Origin of the sequence: Methanobrevibacter sp. (genome assembly GCF_045603845.1) — an archaeon.
GTDB lineage: Archaea > Methanobacteriota > Methanobacteria > Methanobacteriales > Methanobacteriaceae > Methanocatella.
Window position 1 is genome coordinate 1 of the sequence record NZ_JAZUMY010000083.1, and the last position, 20,262, is coordinate 20,262.

Here is a 20,262-nt window from a genome sequence, read left to right on the forward strand (position 1 = left end):
AAACAATAAGAACTATTCCGGTGAAATCGTAAATGGTGTAGCCAGAATCCCTATTGATAAACTGAATGAAGGCAACTACTCAGTATTTGCCAACTACACTGGTGATAAGAACTTCACAAATGCATCAGTAACACAAGATAATATGGTAAATGTCCATAAATTCGTATGTTACACCATGAATGTAACTGCAAACGACACGAAAGTGGATGTCAACACTACTATTGTAGTAAATCTCCCTTCAGATGCAAGCGGAAATGTATCCATTTATGTGAACGGTACCTGGGCAGGAAATGCTACAGTAAGCCAAGGTGTAGCTAAATTGAACGTAAGCAAAGCTGCTGCAGGCAAATACGTAGTTAACGCAACATTCACTGACGGTAAATATGCAAATAAAACTGTAACAACTAACTATTATGTATTCAAACATGATTCACCTCTCGATATTGATGTCGAATCCATTCTTGTAGATGATGTGGCCTACATTAACGTAACCGCTCCAAGTGACAATGTAACTATTGAAATCAACGGCAAATCATATGATGCTCAATCATATGCTGACGGCGTTGCCAGATTTGTCGTATCTGGATTGGATTATGGTAATAAGACTGTTGTTGCAAAATACGGCGGAAGCTACAAATATGTGGCTAACTCAACTACTGACAAGTTCGCTGTAGACAAGCACAACACTACAATTAACATAACTGTTGAAAGCATTAAATATGGTGAAAAACTCAATATTACCGTAAACGTGACTGAGGAAGCCGAAGGATTCATCACAATCAGAATCAATGACACTTTAAACATAACATTGCCTGTTAATCACGGTAAGGTCAACTGGATTGTTGAAGGATTGGCCGCTGATAACTACACTGTCTATGCAGACTACTCAGGTGATACAAAATACAACGTTAATGGCACCGATAAGGCTGCTGAGGTTGCAAAAGCAACTCCTGTAATCATAATCAATGAAGCAAGTGTAGATGCATTGAACAATGCAAGCGCAATCGTAATAATCAACACTACCGCTACGGGCAAGATGAACATTACTGTAGACGGCAAAAACTACACTGCAGATATTATTGACGGCATTGCAACATTCACTGTTGATGTATTGCCTGTGGGCAAATACAACATCACAGCTACATATGCCGGTGATAACAACTACACCAATGCATCAGAACTTCTTGAAAACGGATTGACAGTAACTAAAGTGGCTTCATATGGCATGAATGCAAGTGCAAACGACACATTCGTCGGTGAAAACACAACAATTGTTGTCAACGTGCCATTGGATGCAACAGGTAAGGTTGTAATCTATGTAAACGGCACCTGGGCAGGAAATGCTACAGTTGATCATGGTGTAGCCAAACTGAATGTAACCAAAGATGTTGCAGGCAGATACATTGTAAACGCTACACTGGTCGATGCAAAATATGCAAACCAGACTGTAACAACCGCTTACTGGGTATCTAAAGTTGACACTCCAATCAACATTACAGTCGTAAATGACAACATCAAGGTTGGAGACACTGTTGAAGTTATTGTAAGCCTGCCTGATGACATTAATGCAAAAACAGTAACTGTTGAAATCAACGGCAAAAAATACACTAACGTAACTGATAATAAAGGCAATGCTACAATCTACATCCCATCCGTAACATTCGGCAACAAGACAATTGTTGCAAGCTATGGCGGAGACAACAGGTATGTGGCAAATTCAACTACAGCCAACTTCACAGTAACTAAACGCAGCTCATATGTGAATGTAACTGTCAATGATACAATCCATGTTGGCGAAAATGCTACTGTCAGTGTTGAAGTTCCATCCAATGCTACAGGATATGTAATTGTAAATGTCGGCGGAAACAACTACACAATCAACCTCACTTCAGGTGCAAGATCAGTTGTAATCGCAGGTCTTGGCAACACAACTTACAGGGTAAATGTGACTTACCTTGGAGATGACCAATACCTTTCAAGCATTAACAATACTCAATTGATTAAAGTTAATAAAGTTGAATCAAGTATTAATTTAACAATAGCTAACGATGGAATAATAGCTAATGGAACTTCAATTAACATAACTGTTGAAACATTAGATGCAACAGGTAAAGTTAACATAACTATATCAAATGAAACTTACAACAAGACTTATACCATCTATGTGAATGATGGAAAAGGTAACTTATTAATTGATTACTTAGGCATCGGAAAATACAATGTGACTGCAACTTACCTCGGTGATGACAAATACCTCACAAGCACAAATGAAACTGATTTGGAAGTATATGATAATGCTAATGATTTATATGTAATTGATGGAGGAAATGTTCCTGTCAATGTAAATGAAACAATTTCCATCATTGTTGAAGGTAACCATTTAGGTGATGAAGTAACTGTAATAATAAGCAATGCAAGTGGAGTAATTTTAACTAGAAATGCAACTTTGGAAGAAGTTAGTGCAATATATGGTATCGAATCAAGCATTGCTCATTTAACATTACCTAAATTAGAAGCAGGACATTATGATGTTTACGCTTATTATATTGAAACTAACGGAAGTAAAGTAATCCTACATGAAGGTACGGATGACTTTAACGTATACAAATTAAGCTCAGAAATTTCAATCAAAGAAATTAGAAATATTACTGTTGGCGAAAACGTAACAATCGATCTTGAATTGAAACCTGGTGACGCTACCGGCAATATTTCAGTATTCGTAAATGGTGTTGAATATAAAGTAAATGAAACTAATCTTACAATTACTGTTCCTAATTTAGGTGCAAAAGAATATAATGTAACTGCATTCTACTATGGAAACGACATGTACAATGCATCAGAAGCATCCTCAGTATTCAGAGTTGACAAAAACGATGCTCCAATCACAATCAACGTAACAAACTCAAAAGTTGGAGAAATCGAACGAATCAATGTAACCTTGCCTAATGGCACTACCGGTCAGATATTACTTGATATTGGTGATAATCATTACTATGCCAACATTACTGAAGGATTGGCTCAATTCAACATAACTGGCCTTAAAGCCGGTGAATATAAGGTCAATGCAACTTACCTTGGAGATTACAAATATTCATCCAACAATACAAACACAAGCATTACTGTTGAAGACGTAAAAGTAACTCCTGAACCTGTTGTCATCGATCAAGGAAACGGCACTGTTGTGGTTGTTGTCGGCGGTAACGCTACTGGTAATGTGACTGTTAAAGTTGGAGATAAAGAGTTCAATGCTACTGTTGTTAACGGTACTGCTGTTGTTACTTTGGAAAATGTAACTCCTGGAACTCACGATATTGAAGTAATCTATTCCGGTGACGATAATTATGCAAATGCAACTACAAATGCAACTGCAACAATTCCAAAATATGATTCACCTATTAACGTGACTGTCGGTGAGGCTAAGGAAGGTGAAAATGTTACTGTGACTGTTACTGTTCATGGTAATGCTACTGGTAATGTTACTGTGATTATTGATGGTAAGGAGTACTCTGCTGTTGTTGATAATGGTACTGCTACTGTTGTTGTTGAGAACTTGACTGCCGGTCCTAAATCAGTTATTGTTGAGTATTCCGGTGATGATAACTTCACTGCTAATTACACAGTTGGTAATTTCACTGTTGAGAAAGCTATGATTGTTCCGGACATTGTGGTTGTTGACCAAGGAAACGGCACTGTTGTGGTTGTTGTCGGCGGTAATGCAACAGGTAATGTGACTGTTAAAGTTGGTGATCAAAACTTCACTGCTGATGTAATTAATGGCACTGCTATTGTTGATGTTGGTAATTTAGTTCCTGGAAACAATACTGTTGAAGTAATCTATTCAGGTGATGATACTCATACTAATGGTACTGTTCCTGCGGTTATTGAAGGATTAAAATATGATTCACCAATTAACGTGACTGTCGGTGAGGCTAAGGAAGGTGAACCTGTTGTAATCACTGTTGAAGTTCCTCTTGGTGCCACTGGTGATGTCATTGTTTATGTCGGCGGTGAAAACCATACTGGAACAATTGATCCTGAAACAGGCAAAGCCTTTGTAACCGTTGAGAATCTTTCTGCTGGCAATCACACTGTTGCGGTTGAATATCTCGGTGATGATAACTTCACTGCTAATTACACTATTGGAAATATGGCGGTTGAGAAGGCTAAAGTCACTCCTGATATTTCTGTTGTTGATTTAGGAAATAATACTGTTGTGGTTGTTGTCGGTGATAATGCTACTGGTAATGTAACTGTTAAAGTTGGTGATAAAGAGTTTAATGCTACTGTTGTTAACGGTACTGCTGTTGTTACTTTGGATAATGTGACTCCTGGAACTCATGAAATTGAAGTAATATACTCCGGTGATGATACTCACACTAATGCTACAGCTAATGCTAATATTACTTCTCCTAAATATGACACTCCTATTAATGTGACTGTTGGTGAGGCTAAAGAGGGTGAAAATGTTACTGTGACTGTTACTGTTCCTGGTAATGCTACAGGTAATGTTACTGTGATTATTGATGGTCAGAAATACTCTGCTGTTGTTGATAATGGTACTGCTACTGTTGTTGTTGAGAACCTGACAGCTGGTGATAAATCAATCATTGTTGAGTATTCCGGTGATGATAACTTCACTGCTAATTACACAGTTGGTAATTTCACTGTTGAGAAAGCTATGATTGTTCCGGACATTGTGGTTGTTGATCAAGGCAACGGTACTGTTGTGGTTGTTGTTGGCGGTAACGCTACTGGTAATGTGACTGTTACTGTTGGTGATCAAAACTTCACTGCCGAAGTTATTAACGGTACAGCTGTTGTTGATGTTGGTAATTTAGTTCCTGGAAACAATACTGTTGAAGTAATTTACTCTGGTGATGATACTCACACTAATGCTACTGTTCCTGCGGTTATTGAAGGATTAAAATATGATTCACCAATTAACGTGACTGTCGGTGAGGCTAAAGAGGGTGAAAATGTTACTGTGACTGTTACTGTTCCTGGTAATGCTACCGGTAATGTCACTGTCATAATTGACGGTCAGAAATACTCTGCTGTTGTTGATAATGGTACTGCTACAGTTGTTGTGGAAAACTTGACTGCCGGTGATAAATCAATCATTGTTGAGTATTCCGGTGATGATAATTACGCTTCCAATTACACTGTCGGCAATTTCACTGTTGAGAAGGCCAAAATCACTCCTGACATTAGTGTTGTTGATTTAGGTAACGGCACTGTTGTGGTTGTTGTTGGTGATAACGCAACCGGTAATGTGACTGTTAAAGTGGGTGATAAAGAGTTTAATGCTACTGTTGTTAACGGTACTGCTGTTGTTGATGTTGGTAATTTGGTTCCTGGAAACAATACTGTTGAAGTAATTTACTCTGGTGATGATACTCACACTAATGCTACTGTTCCTGCCGTAATTAACGGTCCTAAATATGATTCACCAATTAATGTGACTGTCGGTGAGGCTAAAGAGGGCGAACCTGTTGTAATCACTGTTGAGGTTCCTCTTGGTGCTACCGGTGATGTTATTGTTTATGTTGGCGGTGAAAACCATATTGGAATGATTGATCCTGAAACAGGCAAAGCCATTGTAACTGTTGAAAATCTTTCTGCTGGCAATCACACTGTTGCAGTTGAATATCTCGGTGATGATAACTTCACTGCTAATTACACTATTGGAAATATGACGGTTGAGAAAGCTAAAGTCACCCCTGATATTTCTGTTGTTGATTTAGGAAATAATACGGTTGTGGTTGTTGTCGGTGATAATGCTACTGGTAATGTGACTGTTACTGTTGACGGTCAAAACTACACTGCTGAGATTGTTAATGGTACTGCTGTTGTTACTTTAGATAATGTTACTCCTGGAACTCACGATATTGAGGTAATATACTCCGGTGACGATACTCACACTAATGCTACAGCTAATGCAAATATTACTTCCCCTAAATATGATTCACCTATTAACGTGACTGTTGGTGAGGCTAAAGAGGGCGAACCTACAAATATTACTGTTATTGTTCCTGGTAATGCTACTGGTAATATTACTGTCATAATTGACGGTCAGAAATATTCTGTTGTTGTTGATAATGGTACTGCTACTGTTGTTGTAGAAAACTTGACTGCCGGACCTAAATCAGTTATTGTTGAGTATCCTGGTGACGATAATTACGCTTCCAATTACACTGTTGGCAATTTCACTGTTGAGAAGGCTAAAGTCACTCCTGACATTAAGGTGGTTGACCAAGGAAACGGCACTGTTGTTGTCATTGTTGGTGATAATGCTACTGGTAATGTAACTGTCACTGTTGACGGTCAGAATTATACTGCTGAGGTTGTTAACGGTACTGCTGTTGTTACTTTAGATAATGTTACTCCGGGAACTCACGATATTGAAGTAATATATTCTGGTGATGATACTCACACTAACGCTACAGCCAATGGCAATATCACAGCTCCTAAATACGAAACTCCTATCAATGTAACTATTTCAGAAGTAAAAGAAGGTGAAAACGCTACTGTAACAATTACCGTTCCTGAAAATGCTACAGGCAATGTCACTGTAACCATCGACGGTCAGAAATACACAGCTGAAGTAATAAACGGCACAGCTACTGTTGAAGTTGAAAACCTCACTGCAGGTCCGAAAACAATACTTGTGGAATATGACGGTGATGAAAACTACGCTTCAAACTACACAACTTCCGATTTCACAGTCGATAAAGCCAAAGAAACTTCTGAAGTTTATGTCGTTGATAAAGGAAACGGTACAGTTGTGATTGTCGTTCCAAACAATGCAACCGGAAACGTGACGGTTAAAGTTGGAGATCAAAACTACACTGCCGAAATTGTAAACGGCACAGCTACTGTCACATTGGACAATCTGGTTCCAGGAAACAACACAATTGAAGTGATATATCCTGGTGACGATACTCACACCAACGCTACAGTTCCTGCGGTTGTCAATGGTCCTAAATACGATTCACAAATCAATGTAACTGTCGGTGAGGCAAAAGAGGACGAACCTGTAATTGTCACTGTTGAAGTTCCTGAAAATGCTACAGGCAATGTCACCGTGACTATTGACGGTAAAAAATACTCTGCTGAAATCAAAGACGGCAAGGCAGTTGTTGAAATCGATGATTTGACTGCCGGTGATAAATCAGTTATTGTCGAGTATCCTGGTGACGATAATTACGCTTCCAATTACACAGTCGGCAATTTCACAGTTGAAAAGGCTAAATCAACTCCTGACATTAAGGTGGTTGACCAAGGAAACGGCACTGTAGTTGTCTTTGTCGGTGATAATGCAACAGGTAATGTAACCGTTACTGTTGACGGTCAAAACTACACTGCAGAGGTAATTGACGGAATGGCTGTTGTAACTTTAGACAATGTAAGTGCCGGAACCCATGACATTGAGGTAATATACTCCGGTGACGATACCCACAGCGGTTCAGCAAAAGATTCATCAATTGAAGTATCTGATGTTGACACTCCAATAACAGTTGATGTAAAAGATGTCTATGTCGGTAAAAACGCCGTAATTACAGTCAGTGTTCCTGAAAATGCAACCGGAAACATTACAATTGAAATCAACGGTGTTTCATACACTGAAGAAATCATCGGTGGTAAAGCAACATTCACTGTCGGCGATTTGGCTGCTGGAGATAAGACTATATCCGTCATTTACAACGGAGATAAGTATTACACTCACAATGCAACCACAGGTCAGTTCAAAGTATCCAAACGTCCTTCCACATTAACTTCAACAATTGAGGACTTGGAAGTCGGTGAAAATGTCACAATCACAGTTTACGGTCCTGGCGATGCATCTGGCCAAGTGCTGATTGACATTGATGGTGTGGGATACTATGTAAACATGACTAACGGTGTTGGAACAGCACAAATACCTCGTATTCCTAGCGGAATATACAATGTAAATCTCACATACATGGGTGATGACAAATACCTTGGAAGCACGGATGTCTCACAGTTCAACGTCAATAAGGTCAAATCATTTGTTATTCCGCAAGCACATGACATTTATGTCGGAGAGCTTGAAACAATCAGAGTAACTGTTCCGGTTGACGCAACAGGTAATGTAACGTTAATCATCGATGGTGAAGAGTACAACTTCAATTTAGACACTGGAATATTGTCCGCCACTTATTCAGAAGGAGATATGTATTCAGTTGCAATCAGCGGCGGAAAAGGCGAAATTGTAATAACCGGCCTTCCTAAAGGAGAATATGTTGTCACTGCAAGGTACAATGGTGATGCAAAATACTTGCCTGCAGTAAATTCAACCACTTTCAGAGTTGTCAACGTTGAAAGCAACATGCAGGTATTTGACCAGCATAACGGTACTGTTGTCGTAAAAGTGCCTTGTGATGCTACAGGTAACGTAACAATCAGACTTGGAAATGAAACATATACAGGAATTGTTGAAAACGGATCAGCCATTATAACATTGGACAATGCTCCGCCGGGCAGACATGACATTGAAGTTACCTATTCAGGTGATGACATGTATCTCCCTAAGACAATCAATTCCACGGTTGAAATTCCTAAACGTTTTACTCCAATAAGCGTTGAAGCACATGACATTTATGTGGGTGAAACTGAATATGTGACAGTCACTCTTCCAGATGATGCAACGGGCAACGTAACCATTGAAATAAATGCAAGGGAATATACATCAACAGTCAAAGATGGTAAGGCAGTATTCGAAGTTGAAGGTCTCACATACGGAAACAAGACTGTTGCCGTCAAATATTACGGTGATAATAGCTATGTTGAAAACTTCACTACCGGACAGTTTGAAGTGCTTAAAGTCCCTTCACTTGTCTATGGAGCATCCAATAACATTCTTGTAGGAACTACTGAAATAATAACTGCAACCGTTCCTAGCGATGCAACAGGCCAGGTACTGTTTGAAGTTGATGGCATATTATACTCAGCCGAGATTGAAAATGATACTGCAAAGATTTCCATTCCAGACCTTCCTGCAGGCAACTACACAGGAAGAATACTTTATGTCGGTGATGAAAAATACTTATCAAGCAATGACACGGTATCCTTCACAGTATCCAAATACAAACCTCCGATTTCAGCTGCAGGCGATGTAATCGAGGTCAATAATGATGGAACAGTTGTTGTAAACTTGCCTGAAGATGCAACTGGTAATGTGACAATTGTTGTCGATGGAAAATCATACACTGAACCTGTCGTTAACGGTAAAGTTGTATTTTCCATACCTGGACTGGTTGTTGGAGAACATAGTGTTGTCGTTTATTACTCCGGTGATGACAAATATCTTGCAAATGCAACCGTAACTGAAATTGTAGTTACAGATTCTCATTCAGACAACAACGGAACAGACAAACATCCTGTAAAAGTTTATGGAGAAGTTAGCTTAGCTGACCATCAAACAGGAAACCCAATATTAATTCTGTTATTGATAATATTGATTTTCGGATCTTCCCAAGTGAGAAGATTTAAAAAATAATTGGATTAATGAATCCTGATTATTTTTTTTCACTTTTTTTTTTAATTTGGCGATATTGTTGACAACAAAAAGATAATTGTGTTGTTATTAATCTAATGAAAAGTATTCCCTTCCAGTGCAAGTTATCAATTAACAATGGATGAAATTCATGGGGAAGTTGCCGAATATGATCATTCAGATATAATTTGAGACTATTGAAAAACAGGTATCGGTCAGGATGAAATGGGTGTTATTCAATCTTCATCCGGTGAATATTATGTAATTGTCGGAGATGGCATGTACACATACGCAGGATTGGATTTTCAGGCGATATTATATTATAATCTCAAGTGGGATGGAATTAATGATTTTCAAAACTAAAAATTTGATTTTAAGGCCGTGGAGGAAAAGCGATGCAAAATGTCTTTATCATTTTGCCAAAAATCCGAATGTCGGGCCAATTGCCGGATGGCCACCTCATGAAAGCATTGAAGATAGCTTAAACATCATTAAAACTGTATTTTCAAAAAAAGAAACTTATGCTGTTGTCAAGGATGATATTCCAATAGGATGTGTGGGATTTCTCTTTCATCCCGGCACGAATCACTGGTGGGGTGAAGGCGCCTGTGAACTCGGCTACTGGATTGGCGAGGAGCATTGGGGAAACGGTTATGCGGCTGAGGCATCCGAAGTCTTAATCAGTCATGCATTTAATGATTTGAATGTTTCACAGATATATGCAACATACAAAGTTGGAAATGCTCAATCCATGAGGGTTCTTGAAAAGTTAGGCTTCAAATACTATTCGGATATGGTTAATGAAAATTATAATCATGAATATTTCAGGGAAGTTGCAATGAAGCTTGAAAAGAAAGATTAAAAATCAGGATCAGCTGTATCCTGAAATCTTATCTAAATAAGGAATTTTGCTTAAGGCTAATGTGATGACATGACCTATAATTAACACGCCTAAAGATAAAGCCAATATCAAAATTGCAGTGTTTGTCCCGCTTAAATGAACATCTGTGAGATATCCTGGTAGGATTATTAGAAATATTGCATGTGAACAGTATATTCCCCAGGTTGACCTTGAAATTGAAGTGCCTATTCGAGATAACGGTTTTGAAAAGACAATCCTTTTGATATATGATGCAATGCCAGTCAGTGTTTCCAGACTTAAGTATTTCAATAACAGGAACAGTGAACTTGCATGGAGCACCTCTATGATTCCGACATCCAGAAAGCTGTTTAGAAATACGTTGGCTCCAGCATTGAATGAATGATTGTTCAGGGCATAGAATATCGTAACGTTTGAAGGAATCACATTTAATGATGTTTTGACTACAGACAAGGCTATAAACATCACAGCGCAAATCAAAATCATCCTATTTGCAGAAATGCCGAAATCCCTGTTGTGCAGGTAGTAACCAAGCAGGATATAGAATATAGGTCCGATAAAGAATCTGAAGTCCAGATATGTTTCGATTTGGAATATGTTACAGCACTGATAGATTACTGATGCAATTACAGCTATTATCAGGAAATACCTTATCCCTTCAAGCCCCTTGTTTTTGACATATTCGTTAATTATCGGAATGGCCAGATAAACGCCGATCATCATCCAGAAGTACCATAGGATTCCAAAGCTGAAAAATGAATTGAACATTATGGAAAAGGCATTGAAATCCAGTGAAGTAACGTTATTGTAATAAAAGCTTAATAATATAATGACTATTACCCAGAAGATATATGGCAGTGTTATTTTAACGGTTTTCGGAACAAAAAAGTCCTTAAATGAAGGATAGTCTCTGTTTATCAGCAGTACGCCTGATACCATCAGAAATATCGGAACTGCAAATCTTCCAATCTGTGAAATAAGATGCAATTGGATGTTCAGCATTTCGACCTGTGAGAAAAATGACGTGATGTGCATTGCAATTATTGAAAAAATAGCCAGCACTTTGAGATAATCGAGATAAATAATTCTTTGTTTCTTTACATTCATTAAATATTATTTTCATTGGAATCATATAAATAATTAATCTTGAAAGTGAATACAAACTGCCTGATTAAAACAACAATTATATTCTATTATTGACAAAGGTATTTCTAGATACATTTGTATCGGAGATGATATAATGGCAGATTTAAAAGGTACAAAAACTGAAGAAAATTTAAAAGCTGCACTTGCAGGCGAATCCCAGGCACGTGTAAAATACGAATTTTACGCATCCCAGGCTAAAAAAGACGGTTATGTTGAAATTAAGGAGATTTTCCAGGAATCATCCGACAATGAAAAAGAGCACGCTAAAATCTGGTTTAAATTATTGAACGGCGGTAAAGTACCACCTACAACAGATAACCTTGCAGATGCGGCAGCCGGTGAACATGAAGAATGGACTGTAATGTATAAGGAATTTGCACAAACTGCACGTGAAGAAGGTTTGGATGACATTGCAGAGTTATTCGATGCTGCAGCAGCTACTGAAAAAGCTCACGAAGAAAGATACAACGCTTTATCTGAAAAAATTGCAGCAGACAAAGTCTTTAAGAAAGATGAGGAAATTGCATGGAAATGTAATAACTGCGGATACATACACTACGGAAAAGAAGCTCCTGAAGTATGTCCTCTATGTGACCATCCTCAGGCTCACTTCAGAAAAAAAGATGAAAGCTATATCTAAATCTTCTTTTCATTTCTTTTTTTACTTATTTTTTCGAAAATCAGGATTTCGGTGAAATATTAACTGTGTAAAAAATCTCTTGTTATATTCTAAAATTATTTAATTTATAAAAGCCAATATCATATCAATGAAGGAAGTGCAAAAAACATTCAGGTCAATTGTGGAAAATCCGAGGCATGTTTTTAAATTAACTATACAGGGTATTCTAGTCGGTGTTTTCTCTGGTTTGATGGTATGTTTATACAGATTCCTTTTAAATGGCTCTGAAGACATTTTAAGAGGCTATTTAAGCATTATTAATGGCAATATACTTTATATTATTCTATTTTTTGTATTCCTGATAATTCTGGCATTGCTGACGGCTTACCTGATGAGGTGGGAAAGTGATGCCCGGGGAAGCGGAATTCCACAGGTTAATGCGGAGCTTAAGGGATTCATGGACGTCAACTGGTATAAGACGCTATTTGCCAAAATCCTTGGAGGTGTCTTCACTGCTTTGGGAGGTCTGTCCCTTGGTCCTGAAGGTCCTTCCGTTCAAATCGGTGCTATGGCAGGTAAGGGAGTCTCCAAAATATTCAAGGAATCCAAAACCGATGAGTTAAGGCTGGTTCTAGTGGGATCTGCAGTGGGTATTACAGCTGCATTCAATGCCCCTCTGGCAGGAGTTATCTTTATTCTTGAAGAGATTAACCATGGATTTGACAAGACACTGGTGTTTGTTGCGCTTGTATCAGCAATAGTTTCCGATTTTATATCAAAGCTGATTTTCGGCCAGTCAACTGTGCTGTCTTTTCCCATAGCCAATATTCCGCTGTCATCCTACTGGCTTTTGATTTTGCTCGGTGTGGTTTTGGGCCTGCTCGGCTATCTTTATAATGTGGGAATGATTAAGGCAGAGGATTTATGGGCTAAAATTCCCAATTTGAGCCTGGAAGTTAAATTCATCATAGTCTTTGTGGTGTCAGGTGTAATAGCTCTTGTAATGCCTGAAATCAGCGACGGCGGACATTATATGATGGGAATGCTTGATGTTGCAATGCCTTCACTGGCTCTGCTTCTTGTTTATTTCGTTGCCAAGGCACTGTTTTCAATATTTTCATTTTCATCAGGAGCTCCTGGAGGAATATTTCTGCCTATATTGGTATTGGGTGCTTATATCGGTGCCATTTTCGCATCAGTTTTCATTCCGATCTGCGGGCTTGAAAGCATATTAATATATAAGTTCATCATTATTTCAATGGCCGGATTTTTCACCGCAACTGTCCGCTCACCGATTACAGGAATTGTCCTTTTGTCTGAGATGTGCGGTTCAACGGAAGCTCTCATATCCATGCTTGTGGTCTGTCTGATAGCGTATATTGTTCCGACTCTGCTTGGAAATGAACCGATTTATGAGGCTCTTCTTGAGAGATTATTGAACAGGCGTCAGGAAAAGTTCACTCCGGTGCCTTCACGCCATGTCTTTTCGGAGTATGTCGTTCCTCTGGAATGCAAATACATTGGAGTGGAGATTAAAAACATTCCTTTCCCTAAAAACTCTATTGTGGTGTCAGTCATAAGAAACGGCAGTTATGTCATTGCCAAGGAGGACTTCAAGATTAACTATGGTGATCAGATCCATATTCTGACTGATGTCAATGATTTTCCGTATGCAAATCGTGAAATTGAAGAGATTATCAACGGCAAACATATATGAGCTCGATTATATTTTGGAAAGTTCATCTTAAAACTGATTAAATTAATTACATCATAAATTAAATTAAGTGATTTATCATCAAATATTAAAATAATTATAGGTAAATGTGATATAATGAATCCGATTTTTGAAAGGCAAAGCATCAGAAAATTTCTCGATGAAGAGGTAAGTGATACACAGATTGAAAATCTTCTCAAAGCCTCAATGCAGGCACCTTCCGCATGCAATCAGCAGGCCTGGGAGTTCATTGTAATCGAAGATAATGAAGATAAGATTGCAGTTTCTCAAATGCACAGATTCGCAAAGCCTGCATCTGAAGCTTCAAAACTCATTGTCGTTTTGGGTAATCTTAAAGAGGCGAAACTTGAATCCATGATCGAACAGGATTTGGGTGCATGCTGTGAAAACATTCTTCTTCAGGCAACTTATGAAGGTCTGGGTGCAGTATGGTTGGGTTTTCATCCGATTGAGGACAGGTGTCAGAAAATTAAAGAGTATTTGAATATTCCGGACTATTGCATTCCATTTGCCGTAATATGTGTCGGCTATCCTGCAATTGGTGGTGATGTTAAATTAAGGTATGATGAGTCAAAGGTTCATAATGGCAGGTATTAGAGATACTTTAAAATCTCAAATCCATTGTCTGTGCATCTGTAAAGACGGCCTTTTCTGACCTCTTCGTTTACGCAAACTACAAGGTTCTGTTTTTTCAAATCGGCGAGTGCCGCTGATACCTGACTGGTTCTGATGCCGATGTCTCTTGCGATTTCTGAGGGCATTTTCATGTCATCGCCGATGCTTTTCAGAGTGTTTGTTCGGTACGGTGAAACCTTAATATACCCCAGTTTGCGATATAACTCTTTTTCGTCCATGATATTAATTCTTGTTATTGGCTTAAAAATTTTTATATAAGCCTTTATCCTGATTTGAATATGCTTAGATTTGTTTGAATATAACTTAATCACATATTTTTTTGTTTTGCCTTAGTTTCTTTCAGGTATTGGGGAAGTGCCCTTTGCACCAATGATGTCATGAGAGATAATTTTAGGCAAATATAAATAATAATAAAACTAAAATTCTAATTAATAACTTACTTATTTGTAAGTTTACTATATATTCGAGGTTAAATGATGGTAAGTGTAAACTTAGAAGCTAAAAAAACCGTAGATGTAATGATTGAAAAAGCAGATGCATTAAACATCGCAGTATCAACTTTAGAAAATGGTGCTACTGTTTTAGATTGTGGTGTGAATGTAGATGGAAGTTTTAAGGCAGGTGAACTTTATACTAAAGTTTGTCTCGGAGGACTCGCAGATGTTGGAATTTCAATTCCTGGAGACCTGTCTGAAAAATTCGCACTTCCTTCTGTAAAAATCAAAACAGACTCTCCTTCCATTTCAACTTTAGGATCCCAGAAAGCAGGTTGGTCTGTAAGTGTAGGAGATTTCTTCGCATTAGGTTCCGGTCCTGCACGTGCAATCGCATTGAAACCGGCTGAAACTTATGAAGAAATCGATTATGAAGACAAAGATGCTGATTTAGCTATCTTAACTTTGGAAGCTGACGTATTGCCTGGTGAAGATGTTGCACAATACATCGCTGATGAATGTGACGTTGACGTTGAAAACGTTTACTTGCTTGTAGCTCCTACTTCTTCATTGGTCGGTTCAATCCAGATTTCAGGAAGAGTTGTCGAAAACGGTACCTACAAAATGCTTGAAGCAATCAAATTTGACGTAACCAAAGTAAAACACGCAGCAGGTATTGCTCCTATCGCACCTGTTGATCCTGACGGATTAAAGGCTATGGGTAAAACCAACGACGCAGTGCTCTTCGGTGGAAGAACTTACTACTACGTTGAATCCGATGAAAACGATGATATTGCTGATGTGGCTGCAAAATTACCATCATCCGCAGCTGACGGATATGGAAAACCATTCTTCGATGTATTCAAAGAAGCTGAATTTGACTTCTATAAAATCGATAAAGGAATGTTTGCTCCAGCAGAAGTTGTTATCAATGATTTAACAACCGGTAAAATCTATAAAGAAGGATTTGTTAACGCAGATTTACTCAAAAAATCTTTCGGCGTAGATGAATAGATTTGATTAGCTATCTTTTCTGATAGCTCTTTTTTTATTATTTTTTCGATTCTAAACAAGCTAGTTTTACAAAATATAGTTAACTTAACTTTTTTTTAACCATTATTTAGTTAATTATAAATATTTTAGGAATTCTATTATTATATGACGAAGTTTTGTTTTGACTTTGTTGAAAAAATTCCATAATATGCTAATGTCTTCTCAAATAATTGCGATTTTTCAATGCAATATGACATTAGCATCTCAAAATTACCTATGTAATTTATATACAACTTATTTTAAACAATATTAATGTACTCGATTTTGAGTATTAAATTTAAATTAAAGGTGTATAAATATGGAATTTGGCGAAATTTTTAAGGATGCATTAAAATATCCAATATCCGATTATAAAGCACTGTTAATTGTTGGAGTGCTCTTTTTAATATCAAGTCTTGTCCTTGTACTCGCTCAGTTTGGAGTATCTGACTCAACATTTTCTATGGTATGGGCTATTGTCGCTCTTTTAGTTTCAATTCTTCTTATGGGTTATGCACTTAGCGTAATGAAAAACGGAATTGAACTGGATGATGAAATTCCTGCATTTGACTGGGTTAAAAACTTTGTTGATGGTTTAAAAGTGCTTGTTGTAAATATTATTTACATGATTATTCCAACCATCATTTGCGGTATTATAGGATTCATATCCATCATGCCTGCAATTTCTGAAATATTCTCAAGTGAAAGAATAGCTAGAATGGGGTCCAGCGCTGATATTAGTATTATCTTCAGCACAGTTCCATCAAGCGTATGGGATTCATTGTTTGCTGGAATTGCAATAACAGCCATTATCGCTATCATTCTATTCATCATATTCGGTCTTTTCGAAACAATTGCTCAATGCAGACTGGCCAAATACGATTCATTAGGTGAAGCGTTCAGTGTCGGAGAAATATATTCAGACATTAAAGAAATCGGTATTTTAAAATTAATTGCATTTTTAATTGTTTTATGGATTATAGCATGTATAATTGGAATTATTGGAGCTTTCATTACAGCTATTCCTTATGTAGGACTTATCATTGCTGCTTTAGTCGTTTATCCATTTATCCTGTTATATTCAAACAGAGCATTAGGTTTATTATACTCAGATGTATAAACCTAATCCTTTTTTCTTTTTTTTTGACTAGTTTTAAATATCATTAGTTTTATAAATTTTTATCAATGACACTATTTTTTCATATTGTATTTGGAGGAAAATCATGAATAAAAATAAGAAACTGTTGATATTGTCATTGTTTATTTTATCAATATGCATTGTGATGCCTGTTGTATCTGCAAACAATGACACGATATATGTCTCATGTGACGGTGATGACGGCGGGGACGGAAGCGTCTCACATCCATATTATAACATCACCCGAGCCTTGGACGATGTAAGCGATGAGAAAAATACAATTGTTTTAAAGAACGGAACTTATGCTCAGGGAAAAATCAATATTACAAAATCAGTCACGATAATCGGTGAGGGTGATTCAGTACTGGATGGAAAATATGAATCAATCATTTTCAATGTAAATAATTCCAATGCTGAGGTAAATTTGATTAATCTGACTTTCATCAATGCGTATTCAACTTCTTTTGGGGCTGCAGTGGTGAACAATGCTAATCTCTATGTTGAAAATTCAGTTTTTACAAACAATTCCGCACGCTCAGCGGCCGCAATCGACAACAGCGGAAATCTGCTCGTTGTAAATTCATTGTTTGTGGCAAATGATGCCTTCGGAAGGGACGGCGGTGCGGTGTCAAACGTGGCAAATGCAACCATAATAAATTCCACTTTCATCAACAACACAGCTGCCAGAAACGGCGGTGCGGTTAAAGGTCAGGGAAAAAGGTTTTCAATAATAAACTCAACGTTTATACGCAATTCAGCTCTTGGAAATGACAATTATGGGGGAGCTATTTACGTATGGGCCTCAAAGCTTGAAATCATCAATTCAACATTCAGGGCTAATGAAGGAGGATATGGGGGAGCCATATTCATCGGCGGTGGAAACCTGGCAAGTACAGCACTGAACATCACCAAATCAACATTTGAATCAAACAAGGCAATAATGGGTGACGATTTGGAAATCGAAGAAGGCGTAATCAATGTCACTTATTCCAAACTGCTTGATGACACCTGCGTTTTAAAGACGACACAGGCTGATTTGAACAATAACTGGTGGGGTTCAAACACACCTGAATGGGACAATCTGGTAACATGCCCTAAACCTACAGTTTACGGTGTTTTAAGGATAATAAATGACAACAATAATCTAAAAACTGCCCTTTATTGGGTAAACACAACAGACGTTGCATCAGAAATTCCTAATCTTTTCGGAACTGCTGAAGTCAACTCAAGCGTTGAAGAGGTTGAATTGAACAGGGAATATGTTTTTGCTTTGTCAAATCTTAAAGTCACTTTGGACGACGAGGTTCAGAATTTCACCATTGCAGATGATGTCAAAACACAGCTCATTGCAGAAGATGTTGAGATGTATTACCATAATGGAACAAGGTTTGTCGTATTTCTAAAGGACATTGGCGGAAATCCGTTAGTCAACCAGTCCGTAATGATCAGTCTCAACAATGTAAGTTACAACAGGACCACAGATGCAAACGGAAGGTCTTCCATAGCCATTAACCTCAATTCAGGAAAATATGGTGTTGAAGTTGTTTATAACTCCCAGCTTGAGCATTACTTGAGCTGCAACACAACAGCTACAGTAAACGTCCTTCCGACAGTAAACGGAAGTGATGTGGTAAAGATATTCAGAAACAAGACCCAATACGCTGCAACATTCAGGGGCTTTGACGGCAAATATCTTGAAGGCGGAAGTGAAATTAAATTCAATATCAACGGCGTGATGTACACCCGCAAGGTTTCAGAAAACGGAACTGCCCGTCTGAATCTGAATCTGAATCAGGGAAGGTATATCATTACCGCAACCAATCCGGTTACCGGTGAGGAATGCTCCAACAATATCACGATACTTCCAAAGATTGCTAAAAATAACGATTTGGTTAAATACTTCAGAAACGATTCCCAGTATGTTGTACAATTAATCGGCGATGACGGAAATCCTGTAGGCGCCGGCGAAACCGTGACATTCAATATCAACGGTGTGATGTATGAAAGAAAAACTAACGAAAGCGGATTTGCCAAACTTAATATCAATCTGAATCCCGGAAAATATGTCATAACTGCCATGTATGGCGGAAATGTTGTTTCCAATGAAATCACCGTTCTTCCGACATTGAATGCAAGCGACATTTCAATGTCATATCGTGACGGAACGCAGTTTAAGGCCACATTATTGGATGGACAGGGAAATGTTTATCCTGCTCAGAACGTGACTTTTAACATCAATGGTGTATTCTACAATCGTTTGACAGATGATAATGGTGTTGCAAGGTTAAATATTAATCTAATACCTGGTGAATACATTATTACTTCGACATATAATCAAATATTAGTTGGAAACACAGTAAAAATAAAATTATGATGGAAAAATCAACTTTTTTTCTTTATTTTTTTTTAATTGGATTGATTTAATTCTTTTTTTTAAATTAGAAATATTTATTAACTTTTTTTTTAAGATATTTATATATGAAGGGAATTACTAAACTCATGGCTGATGTTGATGTTGAAGAGTTTGTTGAAAGATATGTGGATGTTGAAAGATTTCATGGGCTTTGTAGAGATTGTGAGAATTATGAAAAGAACTGGAGTTGCCCTCCATTTGATTTTGATGTAAATGATGTTTGGAACTCTTACAATAAGTTAAAAATCATCGCTTTTAAACTTGAATTTGACGATGAAGAGTTAAATACTGTTTTTCCAGATAAAGAATTGGAATTTGTTTTAAAAAAAGTGGAACGTATGAAAATTCGCTTAATGAATGAGATTTATGTATTGGAAGATGAAGATTCATTAGGACTGTTCTTGGGCAAATGTAATTTATGCATGAAATGTACTCGTGAATTTGGAATGCCTTGTAAAATGCCATTTAAAATGAGATATTCCATAGAATCTTTAGGCGGCAATGTTGATCAATGTGTTGAAGATATTTTTGGTTTAAAGATTCTTTATGCTGAGGATAACCATTTACCGGAATATATGATTTTTGTTGGGGGTCTTTTTTTCGACAAAAAATAAATTTATTCCATTATTATTGATTTTTTTATACAATATTCATTAATTGTATAATATAATTAAAAATTTTTCAATAATATATCAGATTTTCCATTAAAAAA

General features: G+C 37.4%; 12 protein-coding genes. 10 read left to right on the forward strand and 2 right to left on the reverse strand.

Annotated elements, in window-relative coordinates:
- The 3 genes from ACKI2W_RS07855 to ACKI2W_RS07865 form a co-directional block, all read left to right on the forward strand.
- A partial coding sequence (locus ACKI2W_RS07855; RefSeq protein ID WP_407380908.1) for an Ig-like domain repeat protein occupies nt 1-9,520 on the forward strand: 9,520 nt, incomplete at its 5' end.
- A 222-nt stretch (nt 9,521-9,742) separates the two neighbouring features.
- Nucleotides 9,743-9,880: a hypothetical protein gene (locus tag ACKI2W_RS07860; protein WP_407380910.1), complete on the forward strand. Its 138-nt coding sequence runs from the start codon at nt 9,743-9,745 to the stop codon at nt 9,878-9,880.
- Nucleotides 9,864-10,379, forward strand: coding sequence for a GNAT family N-acetyltransferase (locus ACKI2W_RS07865; RefSeq protein ID WP_407380912.1), 516 nt, complete (start codon nt 9,864-9,866; stop codon nt 10,377-10,379). Before ACKI2W_RS07860 ends, ACKI2W_RS07865 begins: the two co-directional genes overlap by 17 nt.
- A 9-nt stretch (nt 10,380-10,388) precedes the next feature.
- Here ACKI2W_RS07865 and ACKI2W_RS07870 read toward each other — a convergent pair whose 3' ends face one another.
- Nucleotides 10,389-11,504, reverse strand: a complete 1,116-nt coding sequence (locus tag ACKI2W_RS07870; protein ID WP_407380914.1) for an acyltransferase — start codon at nt 11,502-11,504, stop codon at nt 10,389-10,391.
- A gap of 133 nt (nt 11,505-11,637) precedes the next feature.
- Here ACKI2W_RS07870 and rbr point away from each other — a divergent pair, with 133 nt between their 5' ends.
- From rbr to ACKI2W_RS07885, 3 genes are all read left to right on the forward strand, one after another.
- A complete protein-coding gene (rbr, locus tag ACKI2W_RS07875) occupies nt 11,638-12,183 on the forward strand; it encodes a rubrerythrin (protein WP_058739370.1) in 546 nt (181 codons plus the stop codon).
- A 127-nt stretch (nt 12,184-12,310) separates the two neighbouring features.
- Nucleotides 12,311-13,879 carry a chloride channel protein gene (locus tag ACKI2W_RS07880; RefSeq protein ID WP_407380916.1) on the forward strand — a complete coding sequence of 523 codons (1,569 nt, stop codon included), beginning with the start codon at nt 12,311-12,313 and terminating at the stop codon, nt 13,877-13,879.
- A 114-nt stretch (nt 13,880-13,993) separates the two neighbouring features.
- Complete coding sequence (locus ACKI2W_RS07885) at nt 13,994-14,494, forward strand: nitroreductase family protein (RefSeq protein WP_407380918.1); 501 nt, start codon at nt 13,994-13,996, stop codon at nt 14,492-14,494.
- Here the strand turns inward: ACKI2W_RS07885 and ACKI2W_RS07890 are convergent.
- On the reverse strand, nt 14,491-14,751 hold the full coding sequence (locus ACKI2W_RS07890) for a transcriptional regulator (RefSeq protein WP_407380919.1): 261 nt from the start codon (nt 14,749-14,751) through the stop codon (nt 14,491-14,493). The two genes, ACKI2W_RS07885 and ACKI2W_RS07890, sit on opposite strands and share 4 nt — an antisense overlap.
- A gap of 258 nt (nt 14,752-15,009) precedes the next feature.
- On the opposite strand from ACKI2W_RS07890, the gene mch reads away from it, so the two are divergent.
- The 4 genes from mch to ACKI2W_RS07910 all read left to right on the forward strand — a co-directional run bounded on the left by mch (nt 15,010) and on the right by ACKI2W_RS07910 (nt 20,164).
- Entirely contained in the window at nt 15,010-15,981 is a 972-nt protein-coding gene (gene mch, locus ACKI2W_RS07895; RefSeq protein ID WP_407380921.1) for a methenyltetrahydromethanopterin cyclohydrolase, read from the forward strand.
- A 337-nt stretch (nt 15,982-16,318) separates the two neighbouring features.
- Nucleotides 16,319-17,119: a DUF4013 domain-containing protein gene (locus tag ACKI2W_RS07900; RefSeq protein WP_407380923.1), complete on the forward strand. Its 801-nt coding sequence runs from the start codon at nt 16,319-16,321 to the stop codon at nt 17,117-17,119.
- Nucleotides 17,120-17,222: 103 nt separating this feature from the next.
- On the forward strand, nt 17,223-19,511 hold the full coding sequence (locus ACKI2W_RS07905) for a hypothetical protein (RefSeq protein ID WP_407380925.1): 2,289 nt from the start codon (nt 17,223-17,225) through the stop codon (nt 19,509-19,511).
- A 104-nt stretch (nt 19,512-19,615) separates the two neighbouring features.
- Nucleotides 19,616-20,164: a DUF2284 domain-containing protein gene (locus ACKI2W_RS07910; RefSeq protein ID WP_407380927.1), complete on the forward strand. Its 549-nt coding sequence runs from the start codon at nt 19,616-19,618 to the stop codon at nt 20,162-20,164.
- Nucleotides 20,165-20,262 lie beyond the last annotated feature (98 nt).

Excerpts from the sequence above, each read along its gene's own strand:
- ACKI2W_RS07890 (WP_407380919.1), bottom strand. The coding sequence starts at position 14,751 with ATGGACGAAAAAGAGTTATATCGCAAACTGGGGTATATTAAGGTTTCA.
- rbr (WP_058739370.1), top strand. The coding sequence starts at position 11,638 with ATGGCAGATTTAAAAGGTACAAAAACTGAAGAAAATTTAAAAGCTGCA.
- ACKI2W_RS07900 (WP_407380923.1), top strand. The coding sequence starts at position 16,319 with ATGGAATTTGGCGAAATTTTTAAGGATGCATTAAAATATCCAATATCC.
- mch (WP_407380921.1), top strand. The coding sequence starts at position 15,010 with ATGGTAAGTGTAAACTTAGAAGCTAAAAAAACCGTAGATGTAATGATT.
- ACKI2W_RS07905 (WP_407380925.1), top strand. The coding sequence starts at position 17,223 with ATGAATAAAAATAAGAAACTGTTGATATTGTCATTGTTTATTTTATCA.
- ACKI2W_RS07880 (WP_407380916.1), top strand. The coding sequence starts at position 12,311 with ATGAAGGAAGTGCAAAAAACATTCAGGTCAATTGTGGAAAATCCGAGG.
- ACKI2W_RS07885 (WP_407380918.1), top strand. The coding sequence starts at position 13,994 with ATGAATCCGATTTTTGAAAGGCAAAGCATCAGAAAATTTCTCGATGAA.
- ACKI2W_RS07910 (WP_407380927.1), top strand. The coding sequence starts at position 19,616 with ATGAAGGGAATTACTAAACTCATGGCTGATGTTGATGTTGAAGAGTTT.
- ACKI2W_RS07860 (WP_407380910.1), top strand. The coding sequence starts at position 9,743 with ATGGGTGTTATTCAATCTTCATCCGGTGAATATTATGTAATTGTCGGA.
- ACKI2W_RS07870 (WP_407380914.1), bottom strand. The coding sequence starts at position 11,504 with ATGAATGTAAAGAAACAAAGAATTATTTATCTCGATTATCTCAAAGTG.
- ACKI2W_RS07865 (WP_407380912.1), top strand. The coding sequence starts at position 9,864 with ATGATTTTCAAAACTAAAAATTTGATTTTAAGGCCGTGGAGGAAAAGC.